We start from the raw sequence: 23,766 nt of genomic DNA on the forward strand, positions 1-23,766 counted from the left end.
CCGGGGCATCAAGATCCGTAAGTTTGTGAGGCGTGGCGATTCGTGCGAGCGACGGAGGGCGTGACAGGATGCAGCGCGTGCCCTCGGAGAACGCAGGGTCCTCGGTCGCCGCGGACACTTATGTCGCGGATCTCCACATCCATTCGCGCTTCTCGCGGGCCTGCAGCCGCGATCTGACGCTGCCCAACCTGGCCTGGTGGGCGCGGCGCAAGGGCATCGCCCTGCTGGGCACCGGCGACTTCACCCACCCGGCCTGGTTCGACCACCTCAAGGAGAGCCTGGTCGCGTCGGGCCACGGGCTCTACCGGCTGGCCGAGAAGGACGAGGCCGAGGTCACCAAGCGGCTCCCCGGCTCGCTGCAGGCGAGCAGCCCGGCGCGGTTCATGCTCAGCGTCGAGATCTCGACGATCTACAAGCGTGACGACCGTACGCGCAAGGTGCACCATCTGATCTACATGCCAGATCTCGCCGCGGCGGCCCGGTTCAACACGGCCCTGGGACGCATCGGCAACCTGACCGCTGACGGGCGGCCGATCCTCGGCCTCGACTCGCGCGATCTGCTCGAGATCACCCTCGAGGCCGGCGGATATCTGATCCCGGCCCACATCTGGACGCCGTGGTTCTCCGCGCTCGGCTCCAAGTCGGGCTTCGACGCGATCGCCGACTGCTACGCCGACCTGGCCGACCACGTCACCGCCGTCGAGACCGGCCTGTCCTCCGACCCGGAGATGAACTGGCGCGTCTCCAGCCTCGACCGCTACCGGCTGGTCTCCAACTCCGACGCCCACTCGCCGGCCGCGCTGGCCCGCGAGGCCACCCTCTTCACCGGCGTGCCCGACTACGAGGCCGTGCGCACCGGCGCCGGTCTGGCCGGCACGCTCGAGTTCTTCCCCGAGGAGGGCAAATATCACGCCGACGGCCATCGGGTCTGCGGCGTGAACTGGGAGCCCGAGCGCACCCGGGAGAACGGCGGCCGCTGCCCCGAGTGCGGCAAGCCGCTCACCGTCGGCGTGCTCAGCCGGGTCGAGGATCTCGCCGACCGGCCGCTGGGCTTCCACAAGGACGTCCACGTCGAGCACCTCATCCAGATCCACGAGATCCTCGGCGAGATCAACGGTGTCGGCCCGAAGTCGAAGACCGTCGAGTCGCAGCTCAACCACCTGGTGGCCACGCTCGGCGCCGAGCTCGACATCCTGCGCAAGGTGCCGCTCGACGAGATCGGCAAGGCCGGCGGCGACGATCTGCGCGAGGCGATCACCCGGCTGCGGGCCGGCGACGTGCGGCGGGTGCCGGGCTACGACGGCGAATACGGCGTGATCACGCTCTTCGACCAGGGCGAGCTGCGCAACCGCGCCAGCGCCCCGCAGGCCGAGACGCTGTTCGACCTGCCCCAGCAGCGCAAGCCCGAGCCGGCCATCGGCCGCGCCCCGGCTCCCAAGCCCAAGCCGGTCAAGCCGGTGAAAGAGCCCAAGAAGGCCGTCGTGCCGCCGCTGGCGTCCCCGCCGAGCCCGCACGAGCCGTTCGAGCCGATGCTCTCCGGCATGGAGGAGGTCGGCACCGGTCTGCTCGACCGGCTCGACGCCATGCAGCGGGTGGCCGCGTCGGCGCCGGGCGGACCGCTGCTGATCGTCGCCGGGCCCGGCACCGGCAAGACCCGCACGCTCACCCACCGCATCGCCTATCTCTGCGCCGAGCTGGGCGTCTTCCCCGAGCGTTGCCTGGCCATCACCTTCACCCGCCGCGCCGCCGGCGAGCTGCGGGAGCGGCTCGACGCGCTGCTCGGCGACATGGGTGAGGACATCACTGTCGGCACGTTCCACTCGGTCGGCCTGTCCATCCTGCGCGACAACGCCAAGGCGGCCGGCCTGGGCGCGAGTTGGCGCATCGCCGACGAGGGCGAGCGGGCCGAGGCGCGCGAGCAGGCCGGTGACGACGACCTGGCGTACGCCAAACTGCTGCGCCAGCAGGACCTGGTCGACCTCGACGAGCTGATCAGCCTGCCGGTCGCCCTGCTGCGCGACGACCCGGCGCTGGTCGAGAGATACCGCCGCCAGTGGCAGTGGATCTTCGTGGACGAGTACCAGGACGTCGACGACACTCAGTACGAGCTGCTGCGCCTGCTCAGCCCGGCCGACGGCAACCTGTGCGCGATCGGCGACCCCGACCAGGCGATCTACTCGTTCCGCGGCGCCGACGTGAAGTACTTCCTGCGCTTCAACGAGGACTTCGTCGACGCCCGGCTGGTCCGGCTGACCCGCAACTACCGCTCGTCGGCGCCCATCCTGGCCGCCGCCGTGCAGGCCATCGCGCCGTCGACGCTGGTCAACGGCCGGCGTCTCGACCCGGCCCGGCTCGACCCGGAGGCGCCGCTGGTCGGCCGCTACCCGGCCGGGAGCGTGGCCGACGAGGCCGACTTCGTGGTCCGCACGATCGACGAGCTGGTCGGCGGTCTCTCGCACCGCTCGCTCGACTCGGGTCGTGTCGACTCGCGGGCCGGGGTCGCCGGCAACCTGTCGTTCTCGGACATCGCCGTGCTCTACCGCACCGACTCGCAATCGGCGCCGATCGTCGAGGCGCTGTCCCGCGCCGGCGTACCGGTGCAGAAGCGCTCCCACAACCGGCTGCGTGACCGGGCCGGCGTCCAGGAGATCGCCCGCGAGCTGCGCCACGAGGACGGCCTGGGCGGTTCGCTGGCGGCCCGGGTCAAGCTGACCGCGCAGGTGCTGGCGCAGCGCTTCGCGGCGCCGACGCTGGACGGCGAGCAGGTCGCGCCCGAGGACATCTGGACCGCCGCCGAGCTGCTGCTGCCGCTGGCCCACCGGATCGGCGACGACCTTCCGCGCTTCCTCCAGGAGATCGCGACCGGGGCCGAGGTCGACGCGCTCGACCCGCGGGCCGAGGCGGTCAACCTGCTCACCCTGCACGCGGCCAAGGGCCTCGAGTTCCCGGTGGTCTTCCTGGTCGGCTGCGAGGACGGTCTGCTGCCGCTGCGCTGGCCGGGCGGCAAGCCCACCGACGACGAGATCGCCGAGGAGCGCCGGCTCTTCTTCGTCGGCCTGACCCGGGCGCAGGACCGGCTCTACGTCAGCCACGCGGCGCGCCGGTTCCGGCACGGCAGCGAGCGCGAGCAGACGCCGAGCCCGTTCCTCGATGTGATCGATTCCGGCCTCTTCGAGCGGCTGGGCGACACCGTCCCGTCCCGCCCGAAGGACCGCCAGCTCAGGCTGCTGTAAGAACGGCGATCAGCGCCCCGGACAGCAGCGCCGGTCCGAAGGGGAGCGGCCGCTTGCGGTGGGCCCGGCCGGTCAGCAGCAGGAAGACCGCGATCGGTCCGTTGATCAGATGCGGCGCCAGCACGCCAACCAGCACGGCCGGCCATCCGGCGAAGCCGAGGATGAACGCCAGCACCGCGCCGAGCTTCACGTCGCCCAGCCCGAAGCCGGGTAGCAGCAGGTACGCCCCGAGCACCACCACGCCGGCCAGCAGCGCCGGGCCGATCCGCGACGGCAGCAGCATCGCGAGCGGCGCCCCTGCGATCAACGCGAGCAGCGCGACGATCCGGTCGGGCAGTCGCAGACAGCGCAGGTCGATCATCGCCAGCAACAGTCCCGGAACCGCGGCCAGGAGATACACGGGCAACAGAGGGGACTCTCCGATCACGACGGCTAGGAGCGCGGCGATCGTCGCGCCTGTGGCGGTCGTGACGACGTACCCCCGCCAATGGGGTTTGAAGGTGTGAGTAGAGCGGCTCGGTGACCCATAGGGGACCGCGAGCCGATAGGCGATGCGGGGAAGGAAGGCAGCGGTCGCCGCGCCGAACGTCGCGGCCAAGATCACGAGGAGTATCGGCACGGACGTGCACCGTAGCGGTATCGATTGCGCCACGGGCGTCGTGTTGCCGACAGAGGCGGCGATTCCGTGCGGGTTTGCGTCGTGCCCGCACGCTACGGTGAGAGCGCATAACCCGCCTTCGGAGGATCCCTGATGTCGCAGAACGGCCCGTACTCCGGTCCGCCGTGGTCGAGCGGGAACTCCGATGAGCCCTATGCGGAGCCCGCCGACCCGTGGGGTGACCATGGAGCCCCGGTGCAGGAACCGGCGTGGGGCGCCCACCCGCCGTCGATCCCGCAGCAACCGGTGGCCTACCACTCGGCCCCGCTCAACGCGCCGGTGAGCCCGGACGGCGACTGGATGCGGACTCCCCCGCCGCCCCCACCGAAGCGGAACACCCCGATCATCGCCCTCGTGGTGACGCTCGGCGTGCTGATCTGCATCGGGCTGGGCGCGACGGCGTGGCTGCTCAAGGAGCGCAACGACAAGAAGGCGAACCAGGCCGCACCGAACCCGTCGGCCTCCGCCACCCAGCCCGGCGGACCGGCGCCGCGGGGCAGTGAGGACGCCCGGTTCTACGTCAAAGAGGGCGACTGCGTGGTCAACGAGGGCTCCGACGCTCAGCCCGACATGCGCACGTCGGCCTGCACCTCGGGCACGTTCGAGGTGCTCAAGCAGGTCAAGGGCAAGACCTCGGGGGAGAAGGACGCCGAGAAGAAGTGCTCCTCGGTGACCGGATATACGAAGTGGTACTTCTACGACAGCGCCTTCGACGACCTCGACTTCGTGCTCTGCCTGAAGGAGCACAAGGGCTCCTAGGTCGCTCTAGCGCTCTCTAGGATCAAGGCTAGATATGCCTAGAGCAGGGTCGAGAGACTCGCGAGGTAAAACTAGGCATCTCTAGCGCTGGAGCTAGACGGCCCGATACTGTGCAATCCGTGGATCCGGTGAGGAACCCGTACGCACCCGGCGCCGGCCAGCGCCCACCCGAGCTGGCCGGGCGCGACCGCGAGCTCGACGCCTTCGACGTCGTGCTCGAGCGGGTCGCTCGCGGCCGCCCCGAGCGCAGCCTCGTGCTGACCGGCCTGCGCGGCGTCGGCAAGACCGTCCTGCTCAACACGTTGCGCTCGGCCGCGATCGGCCGTCTCTGGGGCACCGGCAAGATCGAGGCGCGCCCCGACCAGTCGCTGCGCCGCCCGGTCTCGGCCGCGCTGCACATGGCGATCCGCGAGCTTGCTCCGCACCACCGCGACCCCGACCGGGTCGACGAGGTGCTCGGCGTGCTCAAGGCGTTCGCGCTGCGGGCCAACGACAGCAACGCCAAGCTGCGCGACCGCTGGGCGCCCGGCATCGACGTGCCGCCGGCGCGGGGGCGGGCCGACTCCGGCGACATCGAGATCGACCTGGTCGAGCTCTTCACCGACGCCGCCTCGCTCGCCACCGACGTGGGCACCGGCATCGCCCTGTTCATCGACGAGATGCAAGATCTCGGCCCGGCCGACGTCTCGGCGCTCTGCGCCGCCTGCCACGAGCTGTCCCAGCTCGGCGCCCCGCTGATCGTGGTCGGGGCCGGCCTGCCCCACCTGCCGGCCGTGCTGTCGGCGGCGAAGTCGTACTCCGAGCGGCTCTTCCGATATCAGCGCATCGACCGGCTCGACCGGGTCGCGGCCGACCTGGCGCTCTGCGCGCCGGCCGCCCGCGAGGAGGTCGAATACGAGGCGAAGGCCCTCGACCTGCTCTACGAGAAGTCGGGCGGCTATCCCTATTTCGTGCAGGCGTACGGGAAGGCGACCTGGGACCACGCGCCGCAGTCGCCGGTGACCGACGCCGACGTGCGGGTCGCCGCGCCCGAGGCCGAGGCCGAGCTGGCCGTCGGCTTCTTCGGCTCCCGGTTCGAGCGGGCCACCCCGGCCGAGCGCGAATACATGCGGGCCATGGCCGCCCTGTCCGGCGAGCCGGACAACGACATGGACGCGGCGGTGCCGACCGCGGAGATCGCCACGGCGCTGGGCCGCAAGCCGGCCAGCCTCTCCCCGGCCCGCGACGCCCTGATCAAGAAGGGCCTGATCTACTCCGGCGAGCGCGGCACGGTCGCGTTCACGGTGCCGCATTTCGGCCGCTACCTGCGTACGCAGCCGGTGTGATCCGCGTACGACGGGTATAACCAGGTTCATGAAGCCTGTACGCACCGTCGCCCGCGCGATGCTGGCCTCGATCTTCGTGGTCAGCGGCGTCCGCGTCCTGCTCAACCCCGATTCCAAGGTCGAGACCGCCCAGCGGGTCACCGACAAGGTCGGACCCTGGCTGGAGAAGACCGATCCGCGCCTGCCCTCCGACGCCCGGACGCTCGTGCAGATCAAGGCGGCGAGCGACGTGGTCGCCGGTCTGGCCCTGGCCACCGGTCACTTCACCCGCCCGGCGGCGGCGGTGCTGGCCGCGGGCCTGCTGCCGACGACAGCGGCCGGCCACCCCTTCTGGGACCGGTCGCGCCCGGACCGCGCCCAGCAGGAGACCCAGTTCCTGAAAAACCTGGGTCTGCTCGGCGGCCTGCTGCTCGCCGCGGCCGACACCCAGGGCAAGCCGGGTCTGCGCTACCGCACCACGCACGCGGTCGACCGCTCTCAGCGCAACGTCAAACGCGCCGTCCGTACGGCCAAGCGCGAGGCCAAGATCGCCGCGATGAGCGCGGCGGCCGCGCGTAAAATGCCCGGCTAACAACCTACTTGCGATCTTTGCGTTAAAGCCGACGAGGGGCTCGCTTCCGCCTGCCTGGACCCGATAGCGACGGGGGTCGCGCCATGTCGGCGGTGAAACGCTTGGTCACTCTCGCGATGCTTGTCGCGGTCGTCGTCCTGCTTGAGATGTACGGCCTGAGCACGCTCGCCGCCGATCGTCAGGCGATCATCGCGTGGCTTTCGGGCGAAGAGCTCTATAGGTACGGCCTGAGCCTGCCCCCGACCGCGGCGATCCTCCTCGTCCCGGCCGCCGCCGTGCCGCTCGCGGTCGGCGGTGGTGTGCTCGCCCTGGCCGGGGTGGCGGCGCTCCTCCTGGCCCTGATCGCCCTGGCCGGGCCGATCGCCCGCCGCTACGGCCGGCCCCGTGGCCCGGTCGTGCTCGCCACCGGCGCGCTCGCCCTGCTCCTCGAGCCGGTGCGGGCCACGCTCGGGCTCGGCCATCTCGACCTGATCCTTTTCGGCCTGGTGGTGGCCGACCTGGTGGCTCTGCGCCGCTCGGCCTGGGCCCGCACCCGCGCCACCTGGTGGCCGTCGACGGCCCGGGACGGACGGATCCGGCACGCCTGGCGAACCGGCGCCTGGGCCGGCGCCGGCATCGGCATCGCCTCGGCGCTGTCCCCGGGCACGCTGTTGTTCGTCGCCTACCTCGCGCTGACCCGGCAGTGGAGGGCGGCGGTGACGGCGCTCGGCACCACTGCCGCCCTGGTCCTCGGGGCGCTGATGGTCGCGCCGAGGGCCAGCGCCGCGTGGTTCGGCACGGTGCTGCCCGGCATCGACCGCGACGGGCCGTTCGACTCGCCCGCCAACCAGTCGCTGGCCGGCGTGCTGGCCCGCCTCTACGACTCGGCGAGCACGCCGGTGATGGTCTGGTTGTCGTTCGCCGTGCTGCTGCTGGCGGTGGGCCTGATCCGGGCCCGTTCGGCCCACGCCGAGGGCGACGAGATCGCGGCGTTCACGCTGGTCGGCCTGGCGGGCGCGGCGGTGGCCCCGGTCAGCACGGCGAACGAGATGCTCTGGGTCCTCCCGGCCATCCTGATCCTGATCGACGCCGGGGCACGCCGACGGGCCCACCCTCGGCGCCCCACACCACGGCGCCTGACCGGCCTGGGCCCGTTCACGGCCGCGGCCGCCGTCACCCTGGTCTTCGCCGTGCCACCCATCGGCAACATCCCCGCGATCACGGCGATAGTGCTGCTGAACGCCCTTCCATGGCGCCCCGCCGTCCCGCTCCGGCGCCGCCCGCCCGCAGCGGCGCGTGTGCCGGCCATCCCCGGCCCGAGAAGCAGTTGACCCACTGTCTGGAGGCAGCCGACCACTCGTCGGTGCCGACCGGGCTCAGGGGCAGTTGACCCACTCGTCGGAGCCGTCGGTGAAGACCTGCCGCTTCCAGATCGGCAGGCGGGCCTTGGCCTCGTCGACCAGCCGGGCGCAGGCCGCGAACGCGGCCGCCCGGTGCGCCGTGCTGACCGAGGCCACCAGAGCGACATCACCGATGGCCAGCGTGCCCACGCGATGCGACACGGCGACCGCGTAGACGTCCGGATCGGCGGCGATCTCGGCGGCGACCTCACGCAGCACGGCCGCCGCGCTGGGGTGCCCCTCGTATTCCAGCAGCGTCACACCGCGGCCGTGGTCGTGGTCGCGGACCACGCCTTGAAACGACACCACAGCACCGGCGCGCACGTCGGTGACCGCTTTCTCGTGCGCGGCCAGATCGAGCGGCGCGTCCAGCACCTCGCTGATGGCAATGATCCCGGTCATGGTCGCTCCTCAGTGATGATCCCGATCATTGCTCCCCCGACGACGGGCCCTCCCCGGGAGACGGCTTCGGTCGCGGGTGCACCCTCAGCGATCCCGTTCATGGGCGCTCGCCGGCGATGAGCGGGAGCGGGAGGAACGGGACCAGGTCACCGGCGGCGACCTCGGTGCCGGGGCGGACCACGACGAAGCCGTGTGCGTTGGAGAGGCCGCGCAGCATGGCCGAGCCGACGTGGCCTACGGGGGTGGCCACCCGGCCTGACGGGTCGAGGCGGGCCAGAGCCAGGTGGGTGTCGTTGCCCCGGCCTCGCACGACCGAGGCCGCCTCGACCGTGTGCAGGGCCGGGGCCGGGCGGCCCTGCAGGCCGGCCAGCAGCGGGGCCACCAGGGTGATCAGCGCGATCACCGCGGACTGCGGGTTTCCCGGCAGGCCGGCCAGGAAGCGGGAGCGGCCGTCCTCGCCGGGGACCCGGGCCAGCAGCATCGGGAAGCCGGGGCGGACGCCGACGGTGTTTACCACGTATTCGGCGCCGAGCTCGGCTAGCGCCGGGTGGAGGTGGTCGACCGGGCCGTGCATGGTGCCGCCGGTGGTGCAGACCAGGTCGGCCGTTCGCAGGGCGCCCCGGACGGCGGCCAGGTGAGCCTCCAATGTGTCCTGCACCGGGCCGGCGATGGCCGACGGGGCGACCGTCGCGCCGTAGCGCCGCAGCCAGCCGGGGACCTGCGGGCCGAGCGAGTCGCGGACCCGCCCGGCGCCCGGCGTGCCCGCGGTCAGCAGCTCGTCGCCGAAGACCAGCAGGCCGGCACTGGGCCGCGGATAGACGCTGAGCGCCTCATATCCGCAGGTGGCGGCCACGCCGATCACGGCCGGGTCGATGGCCGTGCCGGGTGGCAGCAGCACCTCGCCCTTCGCCGCCTCCTCGCCCGGCATGCGCCAGTCGGGCACCGCGTGGCGGCGGGGCTCGCCGCTGACCCGGCCCTCACCGTCGCGAGTGGAGTCTTCGACGCGGACCAGGGCGGCCGCGCCGGACGGGACCATCGCGCCGGTGGCGATCTCGACGCACGTGCCGTCCTCGGTCAGCGGCTCGGCGATCCCGCCGGCCAGCACCCGGCCGACCGGGCGCCACGGCTGCGGGCCGCGCACCGCCCACCCGTCGATGCTCGAGGTGGGGAAGGCCGGCAGGTCGGTCAGGGCCCGCAACGGCTCGGCGAGCGTGCGCCCGTCGGCCTCGGGCAGCGAGACCGGCTCGGCCGCACCCGCCGCCGAGCGGCCGGCCGCGTAGGCCAGCGCGCGGGCCTGCTCCCAGTCGACCGGGGTCGTGTCGTCAGCGCTCACCGGTCGAGCCTATCCAGCCCCACTGCTTTGGGGGTGGTCGCCGCCACGGATCTGGTCTACCGTGTGCCGGAGCAGGGGGCCCAGCACGGCGAGTCCGTCCTTCGCCCCGCCGGTTGATCCCGGCAGATTGACGATCAGCGTGTGGCTGGCGACACCGGCCAGGCCGCGGGAAAGAGCCGCGGCCGGGACCTTGTCGCGGCTGTGCGCGCGGATGGCTTCGGCGATGCCGGGGACCTCGAAATCGAGCACACCACGAGTCGCCTCGGGTGTGCGATCGGTCGGGGTCACACCGGTTCCGCCGCTGGTCAGCACGACGTCAATGCCGTCGGCAACCGCCTGGCGCAACGCCTCGGCGACGGGTTCACCATCCGGAACGACCACAGGGTCTCCGGTCACCGTGCAGCCGAGCTCGCGCAGTCCCGCGACGAGCCGCGGCCCGCTGGTGTCCTCGTAGATCCCCGCAGCGGCACGATTGCTCGCCACGATCACGCGGGCGGTGATGTCGCTCACGGCCGGTCCTCCGGACGTACCCAATCGCCGGTCTTGCCGCCTTCTTTGCGCAGGACGCGGACGGCTTCGATGCTTGCCGCCGGATCCACCGCCTTGATCATGTCGATCATGGTGAGGCCGGCGACGGCGACCGAGGTGAGCGCCTCCATCTCGACCCCGGTGCGATCGGCGGTCTTGGTGGTCGCGGTGATCTCGATCGTGGTGTCGGTCACGGTCAGGTCGACCTTGACGCCGTGCAGCCCGATGGGGTGGCAGAGGGGCACGAGATCGGGTGTCCGTTTCGCCCCCATGATCCCCGCGAGGCGGGCGACGGCGAGCGCGTCGCCCTTCGGAAGGCCATCGCTCTGCAAGAGAGCGATCACCTCCGGGGTGGTCACGACACGACCGGCGGCAATCGCGCGGCGTGTGGTGATCTCCTTGGCGGAGACGTCGACCATACGGGCGGCGCCGGCCTCGTCGACGTGAGTGAGCTGGGATTCGTCGGGCATACCAGGAGCTTATAGAAAGTTCATACGGCCGTGAGTTCGCACGGCCGCGATGACCCGCGCACAATTTAATCCGAAAAACAAATGTCTGGCGTCTATGCGCTGGTCAGACGGGTTGTTGATCACTCAGGAAATGGCTACTCGGAGGGTGAGAACAAAAGCACAGAGTGCGATTTGGACACTGCGGCCATAACGGTATTCCAGATCGCTCTGAGTTTCCATTCCTAAGCAGTGAGTAACGAGCGATACAGCTGTTATCACTTTCTGCTCATACCGACACAAAACACTATGAACCTGGTTGAAAGCCCAATATGTTTCTGGTCGTCGCGACGCACTGATGAACTTCCGCCGCCGAGATCAGCAGGGAGAGGGCCATGCGCAGCAACCAGGAATGGGACTAATCCATAGGTGCGCGAACGGGCGCCGGGTGCATAGGCTTGAGCCCGAAGCGACGGCTTCGATGCGCTCAGTGACAGGACCCCGGGATGCCCCCCACTAGTTCCAACGACGACGCGACCGATCGACAGCTCCGGCTGTTCGTCGGTCTCGTCGTCGTTGTGGCGTTGTGTGGAGCCGGCCTGGTGATCGCCTTCACGGTGTCCCGACAGGCCGCGCCGACGAACTTCGCCGTGGTCGGCCTGATCTTCGCCGCGATCATCCTGGCGAGTTGGCTACGCGTCCGGTTCCGGGTCCAGTCCAGTCAGGACGTGACCACCTGGGTCGAAGTGCCCATCCTTATCGGACTTGTCCTGGTTCCGGGACCCTGGGTGATCCTGTCGACCGCGTGCGCCGTCACCGTTCTGCGCGTCGCGCGGCGAAGGCCACCCCTCAAGATCACTTGGCAAGTGGCCAAGGACAGCCTTTCGACCTCGGCCGCCGCCGGAGTCTTCCTGGCTTTCGGCGTCGTTCCCAGCGCCAGCGATCCGCCGTTCGTGGCCGGTGCCGTGGTGGTGGCGATCTGCGCGATGGCGCTGATCGACCAGGTGGCGTTCATTCCGATTATGGCGATTTCATCGCATTCTCGGCTTCGCGATGTCGCCACGCGCAATCTTGACGTGAAGATTGTCGGATATGTCGTTCGGCTCGTGGCGACGCTGGTGACGCTGGCGCTTCTCGCCTACAACGGCGACCCGTTGCTCCTTCTTCTTCTGCCGCTGATCGTCGCGTGCCTTCAGCTGTGGCAGTCCGGTCGCGTGCGCACGCGCGAGGAACGTGACTCCTGGCAGCGCCTGGCCGAGGCCACCGACGCCCTCAACGCGGTCGACCTCACCCAGGTGCTGCACTCCGCGGTCTCCCGGGCCGCCGTCATCTTCTCGGCCAGCGAGGCCGAGATCGACCTGGCCGTGGCCGGCACCGACGACCGGGTGGTGATCGGCTCGGCCAGCGGCATCCGGCACGACGGGTCGCCCGGCACGGCCAAGAACAAGCACCGCGGCGAGGTCACCACCGACCTGATCGCGCACGACGGCACCCTGCGGGTCGGCGTGCTGCGCCTGCGCTTCGGCGGAGCGGTCAAGCTCACCGAGTTCGAGCAGTACAAGCTCAAGACCTTCGCCTCGGCGCTCTGCACGGCCATCCGCAACGCCTCGGCGTACGCCGAACTCGCCCGGATCAGCGCCCAGAACGCGCACGACGCCGCCCATGACGCCCTCACCGGCCTGGCCAACCGCCGCCACCTCTACGACCGGGCGGCCCGGCACTTCTCCGGCGAGAGCGACGACGGCGTGGTCGCCCTGCTGCTCATCGACCTCAACCACTTCAAAGAGGTGAACGACACGCTGGGACACGCCGCCGGCGACGCCGTGCTGCGCAAGGTGGCCCGGCGGTTGAGCTCGGCCGCCGAGCCGGGTGACCTGGTCGCGCGGCTCGGCGGCGACGAGTTCGCCATGCTGCTGACCAACCTGCCGACCCCCGCGATGGCCGGTCACCGGGCCGAGACCGTGCTGGCCTCGCTCGACGACGCCATCGAGGTCGAGGGCATGCAGCTCTCCGTCTCGGCCGCCGCCGGCATCGCGCTGGCCCCCGGCAGCGGTGGTGTCAACGAGCTCATGCGCCGGGCCGACATCGCCATGTACCAGGCGAAGAAGGCCGGGCAGCAGACCGCGACCTACGCGCACGCCAGCGACACCGCCGACGTCGAACGGCTGGTGCTCGGCAGCGAGCTCCAGCGGGCCATCGCCGAGCGCGAGTTCGTCGTGGAGTTCCAGCCGATCGTCGACCTCGGCAGCGGCGAGGTGCTCTGGGCCGAGGCCCTGGCCCGCTGGCAACACCCCGAGCACGGCTTCCTGACGCCGATGCAGTTCCTCGAGACCGTGGAGCGCTCCGGTCAGCTGCCGGCGTTCGCCGACGCCGTCCTCGAGCAGGCGCTCGACGCGTCCAACCAGTGGCGCGCGGCCGGCTTCGACATGCCGGTCGCGGTGAACGTCTCACCGCGCAGCCTGCTCGACCCCAGCTTCCCCGAGATGGTGCTGTCCCGGCTCGGCCGCCACAAGGTCTCGCCCGAGATGCTGGTCTTCGAGCTGGCCGAGACGCTGACGCTGACCCAGCTCGAGGTGGTGCGCAAGGCGCTGAACCATCTCAGCGAGGCGGGCGTCCGCCTGGCCCTCGACGATTTCGGCACGGGTGTGTCGCCCCTGTCCGTGCTGTCCCACATCCCCGTCAGTCAGCTGAAGATCGACCGGGAGTTCGTCAGCACCGTGCAGACCTCGTCCGAGGCCGTCGCGGTGATCCGCTCCACGGTCGACCTGGCCCGGAGCCTGCATCTCACGGTGATCGCCGAGGGCGTGGAGAGCGAGCCGCAGCGGCTCTCGCTGTGGGAACTGGGCTGCGTCGCCGGCCAGGGCCACCTGTTCGCCCGTTCGATGTCGGCCGATCGCCTCCTGGCGACCATGCAGCGCGGCACCGGCGGGCGCACGGGCGCGCTGGCCGCCTCGTTGCACGACGGTGGCGCCGTGGTCCGCATGTCGCGGCGGCGGCCCGGCTCAACAGGGAGATCTTCTCTGCCACACTTGCCCGCGTGAGTGGGGAAACAGCAGCTGGGGACCGTGGCGTCCGGGAGTACGCGGTCGACTTGGCGCTGTACGGGCTCTCCGCCGCGTTCGCGCTGTTCACCGCCACGTCCTCGACGCTGCTGCCGCATCGCGCGTGGGGTGCGATCGCGGTCTGGGCGTACGCCGGCGCGTTTCTCGCGGCCGTCGCGCTGCTGATGGCGTACCGCAGGAGAAGCGCAAGAGTCGCACTCACCTGGATCACCTGGGTGGCCGCGGCCGTGGTGCCGCTCGTCGTCCAGGCCGTGCAGCGGGCCGGTGGGCGCGGCGACCGGGCGCAGGAGGAGGTGCTGGTCGTCGAGCGGATGGGCGAGCGTCTCCTGCACGACGGCACGCCCTATCTGAGCCGCGACGCGATCGCCGCCCTGCCGCTCGACGAGCGGTTGATGGGTTACAGCCCGTACCAGCCGGGGATGGCGATCTTCGGCCTGCCGCGCGCGATCTTCGGGGATTACTGGTGGACCGACGCGCGCGTGTGGTTCGCGGTCGTCACCGCGGCCGCCCTGATCGTGGCCGTCCGGATGCTGCGCGCGTCCCCGTGGTCCGTGTGGGCGCTACAGGCAGTCACCGTTCTGCCGATCTGCGCGCTGACCCTGGCCACTGGCGGCGACGACATTCCGGTGCTGGCGCTTTGTATTCTCGCGCTCGCCTGCGTTGCTACCGAACGTTACGGCTGGGCCGGGCTGGCCGTCGGCGCCGCCGCCGCGTGCAAGCTGTTCGCCCTACCGGTGGTAGCAGTCCTGATCGTGCTGGCGATCGTCACCAAGCGCGCCGGGCGCCTGGCGCCGGGCGCGATCGCCCTGCCGGTCCTCGTGCTCATCCCGCCGTTCCTGGTCAACCGGGATGCCTTCCTTGAGAACGTGATCCGTTTCCCGCTCGGGCACGGTCTCGTCAAGAGCCCGGCCCAGTCGCCCTTCCCCGGCTATCTGATCGCGGAGAACCTCCCGGCGGGGCGGTTGGTCGCGCTGGGACTACTGGTCGCGGTGGCGATCGCCATTACCGTACGCATTTTCGTGCGCCCCCCACGTACGGCTGCGGCGGCCTCGATGATCTGTGGATGGGGCCTGCTGGCCGCGATCCTGCTGATGCCGACGACCCGGTTCGGTTACTTGCTGTATCCGGTGGCGTTCCTGGTCTGGGGTGTCGCCCTGCGCTCCGCACACAGGAAGCCCACAGCTTTTAGTGCCCCGACGGATGACACAGCCTTGTACCGTCTGTGAGATGCAGATGACCTGTCCGAAGTGTCACGGCGAGATGCGAGTGTACGAGCGCAGCGGCGTCACGATCGACCAGTGCACCGAGTGCCGCGGGATCTTCCTCGACCGCGGTGAGCTCGAGAAGCTCTTCGACGCCGAGTCGTCCTACAACACTCGCCAGGCCCCCCGTCCCGCGGCCGCGCCGCCGCCGGCCGCGCCCCACGCGCCGCAGCCCGGTGGTTACGCGCCTCCGCCGCCGCCTCCCGGCTACGGCCAGCCCACCCCGGGCTACCCGGCGCCCGTGCCGGGTTACGCGCCCGCTCCCGCCTACGGCCACCACGGCCACTACCGGCGCGGCGGCCACCACGGCCACTACCGCAAGCGCAAGGGCTTCCTGCACGACCTCTTCGACTGACGTCGTGCTCGCCTGACTAGACGCCGCGGCTCACCACCGGCCTTCACCCGCCGGCGGTGAGCCGCGCTGCGCTTGAACCGGCCCGCACCGCGCCTTCAACCATCTGCGCCGCCCGTGTCGCGCCCCCGCCCTTCACCGCACACCCCTCGGCCGCTGAGTCGCCCGCTTTGTGCCTTCAGCCAGCTGCGCCGCCCGCTTGTGCCTCCCTCCCCTCGACGGGCTGAATTCGCCTGCGTTCGTGCCTTCAGCCAACCGCGCTGCCCCGCTCGCCCTTCTGCCGGCGGATCAGCCCGCTCTTTGGCCGGCGCCGCCATCCGCCGCGCGGTCTGCCGCTGTGGTCCGGTCTCGAACGGCCGCCGTCATCCCGGCCTACGATCAGCCGCCGCCGACATGCGCCATCTTCTGGCGGCCGCCGTGGACAAAGTGGGAATCGGCTCGTCTGCGGCTGCCGTGATGTCGCCGTCGTTGGTGCTTGGCCTACCAGCGGCCGTCGTCGTTTACTCGTCGTTCCGGGCCGTCGCCGGTCAGCAGGCTGACCAAGGCCTCGTCCAAGGTGGCGCCGACCAGCCACTCGCCGCCCTGGTCGAGCACGAAGACCCGGCCGCAGGCGTCGATCGCCACCACGGCGTCGTCGCCTTCGACTCCGATCGGGAAAAGGTCCTCGCCGATCACCTCGCCCAGTTCGGCCAACGGACCTGCCGCGTATGCGCCCGGGATCGGGTCCAGGCGCAGCAGCCGAACCGCCCGGCGTGCGCCCGGGCCTCGACGGCCGCATCGCACGCCGGCGAACTCCGCTATCGCTCGTTCCGCCTCCTCGAACGGGTGCAACTGGTTGCCGCTGATCTCCACGATCCTTGCCACCAGGGCTGACTGATCCACCGGGCCGGTCCAGCCACCGCCGGCCAGGGTCCGCGCCACGTCGTGGGGGAAACGGCCCGGCTCCGGAACCCGCTCCGAACCGTGCCGCCATTCGGTCGTGAAGGCCAGGTCCGACCACGGCAGTACGGCGAAGTCGACCAGTAGCGCAATGCACGTCTCGCATGGGCGGATCTCCGCTCCACCGCAAGGATCGCCCTGGTCACGTACGAGGAAAGCTTGAAAGCGCGAGTGAAGCAGCCAGGCCCGAGCCTCGTCGAGGGTGATCTCGGGACCGCGGGAGTGCAGCGCGTCGGAGAGCGCGACCAGCTCCGCGTGCCGCTCGGCGCCTCGCACCCGGGCCGCCGGATCCTTCTCGTCCAGACGCCGGCGCACCAGCGGATGGTGGTTGATCTCCTGGTCGCCTTTGACGCCCTGGGCGCGGAAGAGCCGATCGCCGGCGGTCAGATGCGCCACCGTGGTCGGCACCGGAGAGCGGCGGGTCAGCCGCAGCAGTGAGACGGCCGGGTCGACCGTGCCCGGTGGCAGGGGGCGGCGCTCACGGTAGATCGCCGCGATCTCCTCGGTCGGCACGCTCGGCCAGGTCGAGAGCACCCCGGTCTCGCGGTCGATCACCGTGCGGGAGCCGTCGCCCGGCACCGGAAGCACGGTCGACGGCGGCCGCGTCCAGATGACGTACCCGAGGTCGAATTCCGCGATCTCCGGCTCGCCGTCCTGTCCGCGCGCCCAGCGCGCGGCGATCTCTTCCGCTTCGGCTCGTGTGATCGCCATTTCTGTCCCCTCTTGAACCCTCCGGGTCGCGGCGACGTTCGCAGATTGAAGCTAACCGACCACGCAAAGTGTTCGAAGGGTGGCGACGATGGCGACGACCGCGAACCGCGACGCGAACCGGGACCTACGCAACCGGCTCGAAGAGATCCACGGACGGTACGCGCGCCTGCGCTCCGATCTGGACGCCCTCCAGCACCGGCTCGAATCTTTGCGGGTCACCGCCGCCTCGCCCGACGGCCTGGTCCGCGTGACGGTCGGCCCCCGCGGCGAGCTCGTCGACCTGCGCCTGACCCGGCGGACCACTCGGAACATGGACAGCGAATACGTGTCGCGGACGATCGTGGCGACCGTCCACAGTGCCGCCGAGAAGGCCCGTCACCAGGTGAAAAGCCTGATGGCCGACTATCTGCCGGCCGGCTCGGGGTCGCTGCGATATCTGGACGACAACGATCTCGGCTCGCTGCTCGGCCGCTCCGACGAGATCGTCCAGGACGTGGCCGGTCGCCATGAATGACCACTGGGTCCGGCTCGAAGCCGACGACACCCTCGAAGGCTCGCGGTCCCTGGCCGCGGCCGGCGAGGACCTGACCGCCCGCCGCAACCACGCCGGCGCCGAGATCGCCGCCGCGACCGCGGCCTCCCCATGGGGCCGCGACGAGTACGGCCAGTCCTTCGAGCGTCAGTACCACCCGGTCGAGCAGCAGGTCCTCGACGCCTGGCGGCTGATCGCGGCCCACATGACCGGCCTCGGCGAGGCGGTCGCCACGTCCGTTCGCGACAACCTGACGGCCGACGCCGACGCGGCCGGGCGACTCCACCTCCAGCGGAGCCGATCATGAGCCTCCTGCCCAGCCCCGTACCCCATCCGCTCGAGTTCAGCCCGTTCGACGTGCCCGGATGGGCCTACACGGCGCTGGAATGGGTGGTCGGCTTCGACTGGCCCGACGGCAACGAGGTCAGCACGTGGGACGTCGCGGACCGCTGGTATGCCCTGGCCACGGCGTTGGTCGAGCCGAACGACGCCGCGTTCGGCGCGGTGTCACGGATCCTGTCCGGCTACGAGGGCGCCGGCGCCGACAGTTTCGAGGAGGCCTGGCAGCGGCTGGCGGGAGACGAGAGCGCGCCGCTGAACGCGCTGCTCCAGGCGTCCCATCAGCTCGGCGGCCTGGTCGAGGGCGCCGGCCGTGACATCGAGGCGGCGAAGCTCGAGGCCTGGATCGAGATCGGCATCTTCCTGACCGAGCTCATCGCCATGGGCATCACGGTGGTCCTCACGCTGGGTGCCGCGTCACCGGCCGCGGGTGGGCTCATCGTGGCCACCCGCCTGGCGATCCAGCAGATCTTCCGCAAGCTCGTCGAGCAGCTCGGCGCCAAGGCGCTGAAGCAGACGGTCACCCACGCCATCAAGCAGCTGGGCACCAAGGAGGGCCTGCGCAAACTCGGTCACGAGGCGCTCGACGAGGGTTTCGACGAGGCCCGCGAGGAGCTGGCGACAAACGGCGGCATCCAGGCCTACCAGCAGTCGACGGGCCGTTCCGACGGCTTCGACCTGAACGACCTGCGCACCTCGGCCGTGGCCGGTTTCGCCGGCGGGGCGGCGTCGAGCGGCGCCGGCGTAGGAGCACACGGTCACGGCGGCCTGGCCCGTGGCGCCGGCGGCGAGGTCCTGGCCGAGTTCGGCGCCGCCGCGGCTTTCGGCGAACTGCCCGATGCGGGCGATCTCGCGAAATCCGCGACTTCGGGCGCGGCCGGCTCGGCGATGCATTCCAACTTCTTTGTGGGTACGCCCGTGAGCACCCCCGAAGGCAGCCTCATGCCGGACCTGGCGAGCCCAGCCTTCGTCTCGTCCCCGGCTTCGTCTTTCCCTTCCCCGGCTTCGTCTTTCCCTTTGCCGGATTCGTCGCCCGCGGACCTTCCCTCACCTGTCTCTTCGCCCGCAGAACCTTCCTCACCCACATCGCCACCTGCGGGTCCGTTCGAGCCTGGTCCGTCACCCGTCACCGATTCGACCGTCGGCCACGCCGAGCCGTCCATGGCCGATTCCTCTCCTCGCCTGGAGTCGTCCACCGCCAATGACATCTCGGCCACCCCGGCGACTGCGGCCTTCGACTCCTCGGCCGGTCCTACCGCCACCGCCGAAGCTGCTTCCTCCTCCTCTCCTCCCTCGACCGCTTCTTCAGGAACCTTTTCTTCGGACTCGACCGCTTCTTCGGGAACCACTGCTCCTCCGGGGTCGACCGCTTCTCCGGGAACGTCTGCTTCTTCGGGAACGACCGCCGATCTCACCGGGGCGCCGACGAGTGCCACTCCGGTAACCGCCGAGGCCGCCGTCCTCTCCTCGCCGGCTCCCGCCGCCACTACGACCACCCCGGCCGCGAGCCCTTCGACACCTACGGCCACCGCGGGCATGGCCCCCTGGATGCCGACCATGCCGCGCCACTCCGGCCCGGCGGCCACCGGCACCTCCGACGTCCCGAACCGGCTACCTCCCGGAACCACGCGGCGGTCCCCGCTGTCCGATCTGGACCGCATCGCCGACGCCCTGGGCCCTCGCACCGCCTCGTCCCGGCGGCACCCGCCCCTACCTCTCGACCGGACACCGACCACCCACCGGCATCTGAGCAGTTCAGAGGCCTCGCTCCTCGATCAGGCACTCGCTCCCAGATCACCTTCCAGAACCCGTACGACCGAACCCTCGCCCTTGGCCGATCGCCCCCGCAACCGGCCGCACTCGAACGACCCGCTGGAAGCTCGCCCGTACGTCAGCCGCATTCCCGCACCGCGCCGCCCGGCCCCCGTCGTCGCCGCGCCGCTGCCGAACGACCTGACCAGCGCCCCTCGCCGACCGCTCCCACCGCCGGACCCGGCCCGCGCCGAGGCCGCCTACTTCGGCTTCGCCGATCACGCCCGCCGCACCCACGAGCTGAACCGGCGCGAGGAGTACGTCAACTACCTGAACCAGATCGCCGACGACAACCGCACCAAGATCGCCGACCTGGGCCGCCTGGCCGGCGAGGCCGACCGTGTCGGCTACACCTTGCGGGCCCGCGACTACCGCCACCAGGCGTCCGAGCTCAGCGAGGTCATCACCGAGATCGAGACCCAGGCCGAACAGATCCGTACGGGCACGGTGGCCCCGGAAACCGTGGAGGTCGACCCGCCGGACTGGGCCCGCATCAACCACGACGTAGGAGACCTGGCCCCCGGCGGCGTCAAGACGGACGACCGTTCGGCCTTGACCGGCACAGGGGGTCCGTCCCCCATCGACGCGACACGCCTTTACAACTCGGTCGGGGGCCTGCGCCCACCGCTGGCCCTCCACCAGGTCGACTTGGAGAACGCCGTTCCCCGCGACACGAACGGCCGCCCCACCCGCCTACCCGACCCCCGGGCAGGCCACTGGTTCCGCCTGGCCAACGACGGGGGACCGGCCGCCGACCCCACCCGGGGCCTCAACTGCGTGGACGGCGTCCTGTCCCTCTTCGACACCTACATTCATGGCCGCCCCCGAGTGGCCGCCCCGCGAACTTTCGACACGTACGCCCACGGCGACCCGACCCGCCCCCTGGGCGGCGAACTGGCCGGCGTAGACCGAATCCGAAAGGCCACAGGCGGCGACTTCCAGTCGTTGTGCCCACATTTGGGCAGCGTCCCCGCCTCCGAGGCCAAGCAGGCGATGGACCTGGCCTACACCAACTTGACCAACCATTTGCTGAACACGGGCCACGGCGCTTTCGCCTTCATCATCACGGACTTGGAGGCCGGCGGCTGCCACTCATGGTCAGCCATCAACCACAACGGCACGGTCCTCTTCCTGGACCCGCAGATCGGAAAGCTCTCCGAGAACCACCCGTTCTACAACCACAGCGGCGCCCCCGCCCCTACCAACATCACTTCAATGGACGCCTTGGTGGTAACCGCCACCGGCGCCCCGTCCCCCCTGCCACACCACGGCCCCGGCCAGTGGTCCACCACCCCCACCGGCACCGATGGGCCGCCAGCGAACGAATCACCAGAGGCGGCTGCCGAACGGGAAGCGTTCGAGTCCCTGCCGGTGTCCGAACAAACGACGCTGAACGAGTCCTACGCTCGATCGCTCGCAATCGCCGACCGTGTGCTGGATGACATTCGCCCCGTGGTCGCTGCCGTTGCTTCCACGTCAGATGGGCAAGGCCCGCGCGTGGTTGACGAGGAACATCGCGCCAAGACTCCGGCCTCCCTGGCCAGGGCCTTTCTTCAGCATGCACCGATCTTCGACACCACCCTGGACGAGTTCATCGCTCAGCAAAAGGATCTCGTCCGTTTCTCGGTCGAGGTCCCGCCGGCCGACTATGGACGGACCGTCCTCACGGTCCTGCAAGGCTTGAACGCTGAGGGCTATTCAATCAAGAAGATCCTCAACTTCTGGGGCGACGAGCTCGGCCGACACAACGGCCTCAATGTCTCCCTGACCGATCCGAGCGGCCAGCTTCTCGAGATCCAATTCCCGACCCCCCTCTCACGTGCAGCGGGGAAGGACACGCACAAGCTCTACGCCCGAGTGCGAAATGATCAATTCAGCCCAAGCGAACGAGTGGAGGCTCTGCTCGGGATCTTCTCCCTCAACCTGAAGCATGGCCTCCCACGGAATCAGCCGTCCGACCTGGATCTCTTGAACCAGATCTCACCTGTCATCGCGAAGAGGACCGGTCTCGCCACTTGGATAGCGTCGAATCAGGGGACTTGGCGCGACTTCCTCAGGGCGCTCAACGCGAGCGGCAACTCGCTTGACCAGGTTCTGGCCCGGCACAATTTGAGATACAGCGACGTGATGACGTCATCCGAGCAGGCAGGGACGGACCACCCATGACGGACGCCTCGTTTCACTACACGGCGGTCTTCAAGCCGGACCTTTCGGGAAAACCGACAAGCATCATCGCGTACCAGCCGTTGCCTGGAAGACCGCTACGGGCAGTCGTATGGAGCTGGCTGCACAAGGCATGGGTCTCAGCTCCCGGAACAGCCGCCGGCGTCCTCTATGACGATGAGAACTTCGACCGTCTGCGCAGCGTCGAACGCGCGGACGCGGAACAGATCTCGCGTGAGGTCCTTCACGTAGAACTGCCCTCTGAGGCCGATCTCAATGCCATGGCTGACGAGGGGGAACGTAAGGGCTGGCGATACGGGCCCCCTCGGTCGTGAAGCCCTAGACGATTGCCATGTCGACGAAGCGGGACAAGTGGAGCTGGGCGGCCACCGTCACGGTGTCGGTGGGGCCGTTTCGGTGTTTGGCGACGATGAAGTCGGCCTCGCCTGCTCGGGGGGACTCCTTGTCGTAGTAGTCGTCTCTGTGCAGCAGGATCACGACGTCGGCGTCCTGTTCGATGGAGCCGGACTCACGCAGGTCGGACAGCTGGGGGCGCTTGTCGGTGCGCTGCTCGGGGCCACGGTTCAGCTGGGACACGCCGATCACCGGGCACTCGATCTCCTTGGCCAGGAGCTTCAGGCCACGGGACAGCTCGGAAACCTCCTGCTGACGGCTCTCGGTCTTCTTCGGCGAGCTCATCAGCTGGAGGTAGTCGATCACCAGGAGCTTGAGGTTGTGGCGCTGCTTGAGGCGGCGCGCCTTGGCCCGGATCTCCATGAGGTTCATGTTGGGGGTGTCGTCGACGAAGATCGGCGCCTCGCTGATCTCGCCCATGCGCCGCGCCAGCTTGGCCCAGTCGTCGTCGGTGAGCTGGCCGGAGCGCAGCACGTGGAGCGGCACGCGTGCCTCGGCCGACAAGAGACGCATGACCATTTCGATCTTGCTCATTTCGAGGGAGAAGATCGCGCTCGCGCAGTTGCTGCGAATAGCGGCATTCCGGGCGAAGTCCATGCTGGCCGTCGACTTACCGAGACCGGGTCGTCCGGCCACGATGATCAGCTGGCCGGGGTGCAGACCGTTGAGCAGCCGGTCGAGGTCGGAGAAGCCGGTCGGGATGCCGGCCATGCCGCCGCCGGCCGCGCCGATGGCCTCGATCTCGTCGACCGTGGGCTGCAGCATGTCGCCGATGGAGGCGAAATCCTCGCTGGTGCGTTTCTCGGTGACGTCGTAGATGGCCTGCTGGGCCAGGTCGACGATGTCGTCGACGTCGCGGCCGCCGTTGCCGTTGGCGCCGTAGCCGAGCTGGACGATCTTGGTGCCGGCGTTGACCAGGCGGCGCAGGATGGCGCGCTCCATGACGATGCGGGCGTAGTACGACGCGTTGGCCGCGGTCGGCACGCTCTCGATCAGGGTGTGCAGGTAGGGCACGCCACCGATCCGCTGAAGGTCACCCGAGTCGGCCAGCGCGGCGGCCACGGTCAGCGCGTCGGCCGGCTCGCCACGCCCGTACAGATCGAGAATGACGTCGTAGATCGTGCTGTGCACAGGCCGGTAGAAGTCGTTGGTCTTGAGGATCTCGACCACGTCGGCGATCGCGTCCTTGGACAGCAGCATGCCGCCCAGCACGCCCTGCTCGGCCGCCACGTCCTGCGGCGGCGCCTTGTCGAACCCGCCGGACGGGCCGTTGCTCGGCGGGCCACCGGGGCCGGACTGACCCGGCCCGGGCTGCCCTGATCCGGGCTGCTTGCCCGGAGGGCGTGCCTCCGGTCGCGCGTCGTCGGTGATCGACACCCGGACCTCCTCCGCTGGCCGTTCGTGAACACACCCTGATCAAACCGCCGGGGTATGACACTTTCGGCTGAACTCCCCACCTTGATCAGGAAGAACTTCCCGATCAAGCCCGCGCAAGCGGCGGGACCACTGTACGAACCCGCCCGCCACCTGCCCAACTGCATCGGTG

At 70.1% G+C, this 23,766-nt stretch carries 19 protein-coding genes; 12 read left to right on the forward strand and 7 right to left on the reverse strand.

The genetic code is table 11. From position 1 onward, the window contains the following. Positions 1–68 precede the first annotated feature (68 nt). Complete coding sequence (locus ACQP2X_RS49540; RefSeq protein ID WP_498693430.1) at positions 69–3,233, forward strand: UvrD-helicase domain-containing protein; 3,165 nt, start codon at positions 69–71, stop codon at positions 3,231–3,233. Here the strand turns inward: ACQP2X_RS49540 and ACQP2X_RS49545 are convergent. Next, positions 3,220–3,831 carry a prepilin peptidase gene (locus tag ACQP2X_RS49545; RefSeq protein ID WP_498693431.1) on the reverse strand — a complete coding sequence of 204 codons (612 nt, stop codon included), beginning with the start codon at positions 3,829–3,831 and terminating at the stop codon, positions 3,220–3,222. The genes ACQP2X_RS49540 and ACQP2X_RS49545 overlap by 14 nt on opposite strands. A gap of 153 nt (positions 3,832–3,984) precedes the next feature. Between ACQP2X_RS49545 and ACQP2X_RS49550 the strand changes: the two genes are divergently transcribed. The 4 genes from ACQP2X_RS49550 to ACQP2X_RS49565 all read left to right on the forward strand — a co-directional run bounded on the left by ACQP2X_RS49550 (position 3,985) and on the right by ACQP2X_RS49565 (position 7,856). Beyond that, complete coding sequence (locus tag ACQP2X_RS49550) at positions 3,985–4,650, forward strand: LppU/SCO3897 family protein (RefSeq protein WP_498693434.1); 666 nt, start codon at positions 3,985–3,987, stop codon at positions 4,648–4,650. A gap of 119 nt (positions 4,651–4,769) precedes the next feature. Continuing rightward, a complete protein-coding gene (locus ACQP2X_RS49555) occupies positions 4,770–5,975 on the forward strand; it encodes an ATP-binding protein (protein WP_097325416.1) in 1,206 nt (401 codons plus the stop codon). A gap of 28 nt (positions 5,976–6,003) precedes the next feature. After that, entirely contained in the window at positions 6,004–6,546 is a 543-nt protein-coding gene (locus ACQP2X_RS49560; RefSeq protein ID WP_498693436.1) for a DoxX family membrane protein, read from the forward strand. A 92-nt stretch (positions 6,547–6,638) separates the two neighbouring features. Continuing rightward, the gene (locus ACQP2X_RS49565) at positions 6,639–7,856 is read left to right on the forward strand and encodes a glycosyltransferase 87 family protein (RefSeq protein WP_498693437.1); all 1,218 of its coding nucleotides are present in this window, start codon (positions 6,639–6,641) and stop codon (positions 7,854–7,856) included. A gap of 45 nt (positions 7,857–7,901) precedes the next feature. Here ACQP2X_RS49565 and ACQP2X_RS49570 read toward each other — a convergent pair whose 3' ends face one another. From ACQP2X_RS49570 to moaC, 4 genes are all read right to left on the reverse strand, one after another. Then, complete coding sequence (locus ACQP2X_RS49570) at positions 7,902–8,327, reverse strand: molybdenum cofactor biosynthesis protein MoaE (RefSeq protein ID WP_498693439.1); 426 nt, start codon at positions 8,325–8,327, stop codon at positions 7,902–7,904. 97 nt (positions 8,328–8,424) lie between these two features. After that, positions 8,425–9,660, reverse strand: a complete 1,236-nt coding sequence (locus tag ACQP2X_RS49575; protein WP_498693440.1) for a molybdopterin molybdotransferase MoeA — start codon at positions 9,658–9,660, stop codon at positions 8,425–8,427. A gap of 9 nt (positions 9,661–9,669) precedes the next feature. Next, positions 9,670–10,194 carry a MogA/MoaB family molybdenum cofactor biosynthesis protein gene (locus ACQP2X_RS49580; RefSeq protein WP_097325426.1) on the reverse strand — a complete coding sequence of 175 codons (525 nt, stop codon included), beginning with the start codon at positions 10,192–10,194 and terminating at the stop codon, positions 9,670–9,672. Further along, a complete protein-coding gene (moaC, locus tag ACQP2X_RS49585) occupies positions 10,167–10,658 on the reverse strand; it encodes a cyclic pyranopterin monophosphate synthase MoaC (protein ID WP_498693443.1) in 492 nt (163 codons plus the stop codon). Before moaC ends, ACQP2X_RS49580 begins: the two co-directional genes overlap by 28 nt. 482 nt (positions 10,659–11,140) lie before the next feature. Here moaC and ACQP2X_RS49590 point away from each other — a divergent pair, with 482 nt between their 5' ends. From ACQP2X_RS49590 to ACQP2X_RS49600, 3 genes are read left to right on the forward strand one after another with little or no spacing between them, the layout of a single operon-like run. Next, entirely contained in the window at positions 11,141–13,675 is a 2,535-nt protein-coding gene (locus tag ACQP2X_RS49590) for a putative bifunctional diguanylate cyclase/phosphodiesterase (RefSeq protein WP_498693444.1), read from the forward strand. Continuing rightward, on the forward strand, positions 13,672–14,922 hold the full coding sequence (locus ACQP2X_RS49595) for a glycosyltransferase family 87 protein (RefSeq protein ID WP_498693446.1): 1,251 nt from the start codon (positions 13,672–13,674) through the stop codon (positions 14,920–14,922). Before ACQP2X_RS49590 ends, ACQP2X_RS49595 begins: the two co-directional genes overlap by 4 nt. A gap of 1 nt (position 14,923) precedes the next feature. Continuing rightward, positions 14,924–15,313 (forward strand): TFIIB-type zinc ribbon-containing protein, encoded by a 390-nt coding sequence (locus ACQP2X_RS49600; protein WP_498693447.1) that lies wholly within the window; start codon positions 14,924–14,926, stop codon positions 15,311–15,313. Positions 15,314–15,790: 477 nt separating this feature from the next. Here ACQP2X_RS49600 and ACQP2X_RS49605 read toward each other — a convergent pair whose 3' ends face one another. Next, a complete protein-coding gene (locus tag ACQP2X_RS49605; RefSeq protein ID WP_498693449.1) occupies positions 15,791–16,960 on the reverse strand; it encodes an SUKH-3 domain-containing protein in 1,170 nt (389 codons plus the stop codon). An 88-nt stretch (positions 16,961–17,048) separates the two neighbouring features. Between ACQP2X_RS49605 and ACQP2X_RS49610 the strand changes: the two genes are divergently transcribed. From ACQP2X_RS49610 to ACQP2X_RS49625, 4 genes are read left to right on the forward strand one after another with little or no spacing between them, the layout of a single operon-like run. Further along, positions 17,049–17,474, forward strand: coding sequence for a YbaB/EbfC family nucleoid-associated protein (locus ACQP2X_RS49610; protein ID WP_498693450.1), 426 nt, complete (start codon positions 17,049–17,051; stop codon positions 17,472–17,474). Next, positions 17,467–17,799 (forward strand): hypothetical protein, encoded by a 333-nt coding sequence (locus tag ACQP2X_RS49615; protein WP_498693451.1) that lies wholly within the window; start codon positions 17,467–17,469, stop codon positions 17,797–17,799. The genes ACQP2X_RS49610 and ACQP2X_RS49615 overlap by 8 nt, the downstream gene beginning before the upstream one ends. Further along, positions 17,796–21,809, forward strand: a complete 4,014-nt coding sequence (locus tag ACQP2X_RS49620; protein ID WP_498693452.1) for a toxin glutamine deamidase domain-containing protein — start codon at positions 17,796–17,798, stop codon at positions 21,807–21,809. Before ACQP2X_RS49615 ends, ACQP2X_RS49620 begins: the two co-directional genes overlap by 4 nt. Then, on the forward strand, positions 21,806–22,141 hold the full coding sequence (locus tag ACQP2X_RS49625; RefSeq protein ID WP_498693454.1) for a hypothetical protein: 336 nt from the start codon (positions 21,806–21,808) through the stop codon (positions 22,139–22,141). The genes ACQP2X_RS49620 and ACQP2X_RS49625 overlap by 4 nt, the downstream gene beginning before the upstream one ends. 4 nt (positions 22,142–22,145) lie before the next feature. Here the strand turns inward: ACQP2X_RS49625 and dnaB are convergent, their stop codons facing one another. Then, complete coding sequence (dnaB, locus tag ACQP2X_RS49630; protein WP_498693455.1) at positions 22,146–23,597, reverse strand: replicative DNA helicase; 1,452 nt, start codon at positions 23,595–23,597, stop codon at positions 22,146–22,148. Positions 23,598–23,766 lie beyond the last annotated feature (169 nt).

This window comes from Actinoplanes sp. CA-131856, assembly GCF_050956135.1.
In the GTDB taxonomy this organism is placed as follows: domain Bacteria; phylum Actinomycetota; class Actinomycetes; order Mycobacteriales; family Micromonosporaceae; genus Actinoplanes.

Bases quoted from the DNA above. Each gene is read 5' to 3' on its own strand.
- moaC (WP_498693443.1), bottom strand. From the start codon at position 10,658: ATGCCCGACGAATCCCAGCTCACTCACGTCGACGAGGCCGGCGCCGCC.
- ACQP2X_RS49540 (WP_498693430.1), top strand. From the start codon at position 69: ATGCAGCGCGTGCCCTCGGAGAACGCAGGGTCCTCGGTCGCCGCGGAC.
- ACQP2X_RS49615 (WP_498693451.1), top strand. From the start codon at position 17,467: ATGAATGACCACTGGGTCCGGCTCGAAGCCGACGACACCCTCGAAGGC.
- ACQP2X_RS49560 (WP_498693436.1), top strand. From the start codon at position 6,004: ATGAAGCCTGTACGCACCGTCGCCCGCGCGATGCTGGCCTCGATCTTC.
- ACQP2X_RS49550 (WP_498693434.1), top strand. From the start codon at position 3,985: ATGTCGCAGAACGGCCCGTACTCCGGTCCGCCGTGGTCGAGCGGGAAC.
- ACQP2X_RS49610 (WP_498693450.1), top strand. From the start codon at position 17,049: ATGGCGACGACCGCGAACCGCGACGCGAACCGGGACCTACGCAACCGG.
- ACQP2X_RS49570 (WP_498693439.1), bottom strand. From the start codon at position 8,327: ATGACCGGGATCATTGCCATCAGCGAGGTGCTGGACGCGCCGCTCGAT.
- ACQP2X_RS49590 (WP_498693444.1), top strand. From the start codon at position 11,141: ATGCCCCCCACTAGTTCCAACGACGACGCGACCGATCGACAGCTCCGG.
- ACQP2X_RS49620 (WP_498693452.1), top strand. From the start codon at position 17,796: ATGAGCCTCCTGCCCAGCCCCGTACCCCATCCGCTCGAGTTCAGCCCG.
- ACQP2X_RS49625 (WP_498693454.1), top strand. From the start codon at position 21,806: ATGACGGACGCCTCGTTTCACTACACGGCGGTCTTCAAGCCGGACCTT.
- ACQP2X_RS49605 (WP_498693449.1), bottom strand. From the start codon at position 16,960: ATGGCGATCACACGAGCCGAAGCGGAAGAGATCGCCGCGCGCTGGGCG.
- ACQP2X_RS49600 (WP_498693447.1), top strand. From the start codon at position 14,924: ATGCAGATGACCTGTCCGAAGTGTCACGGCGAGATGCGAGTGTACGAG.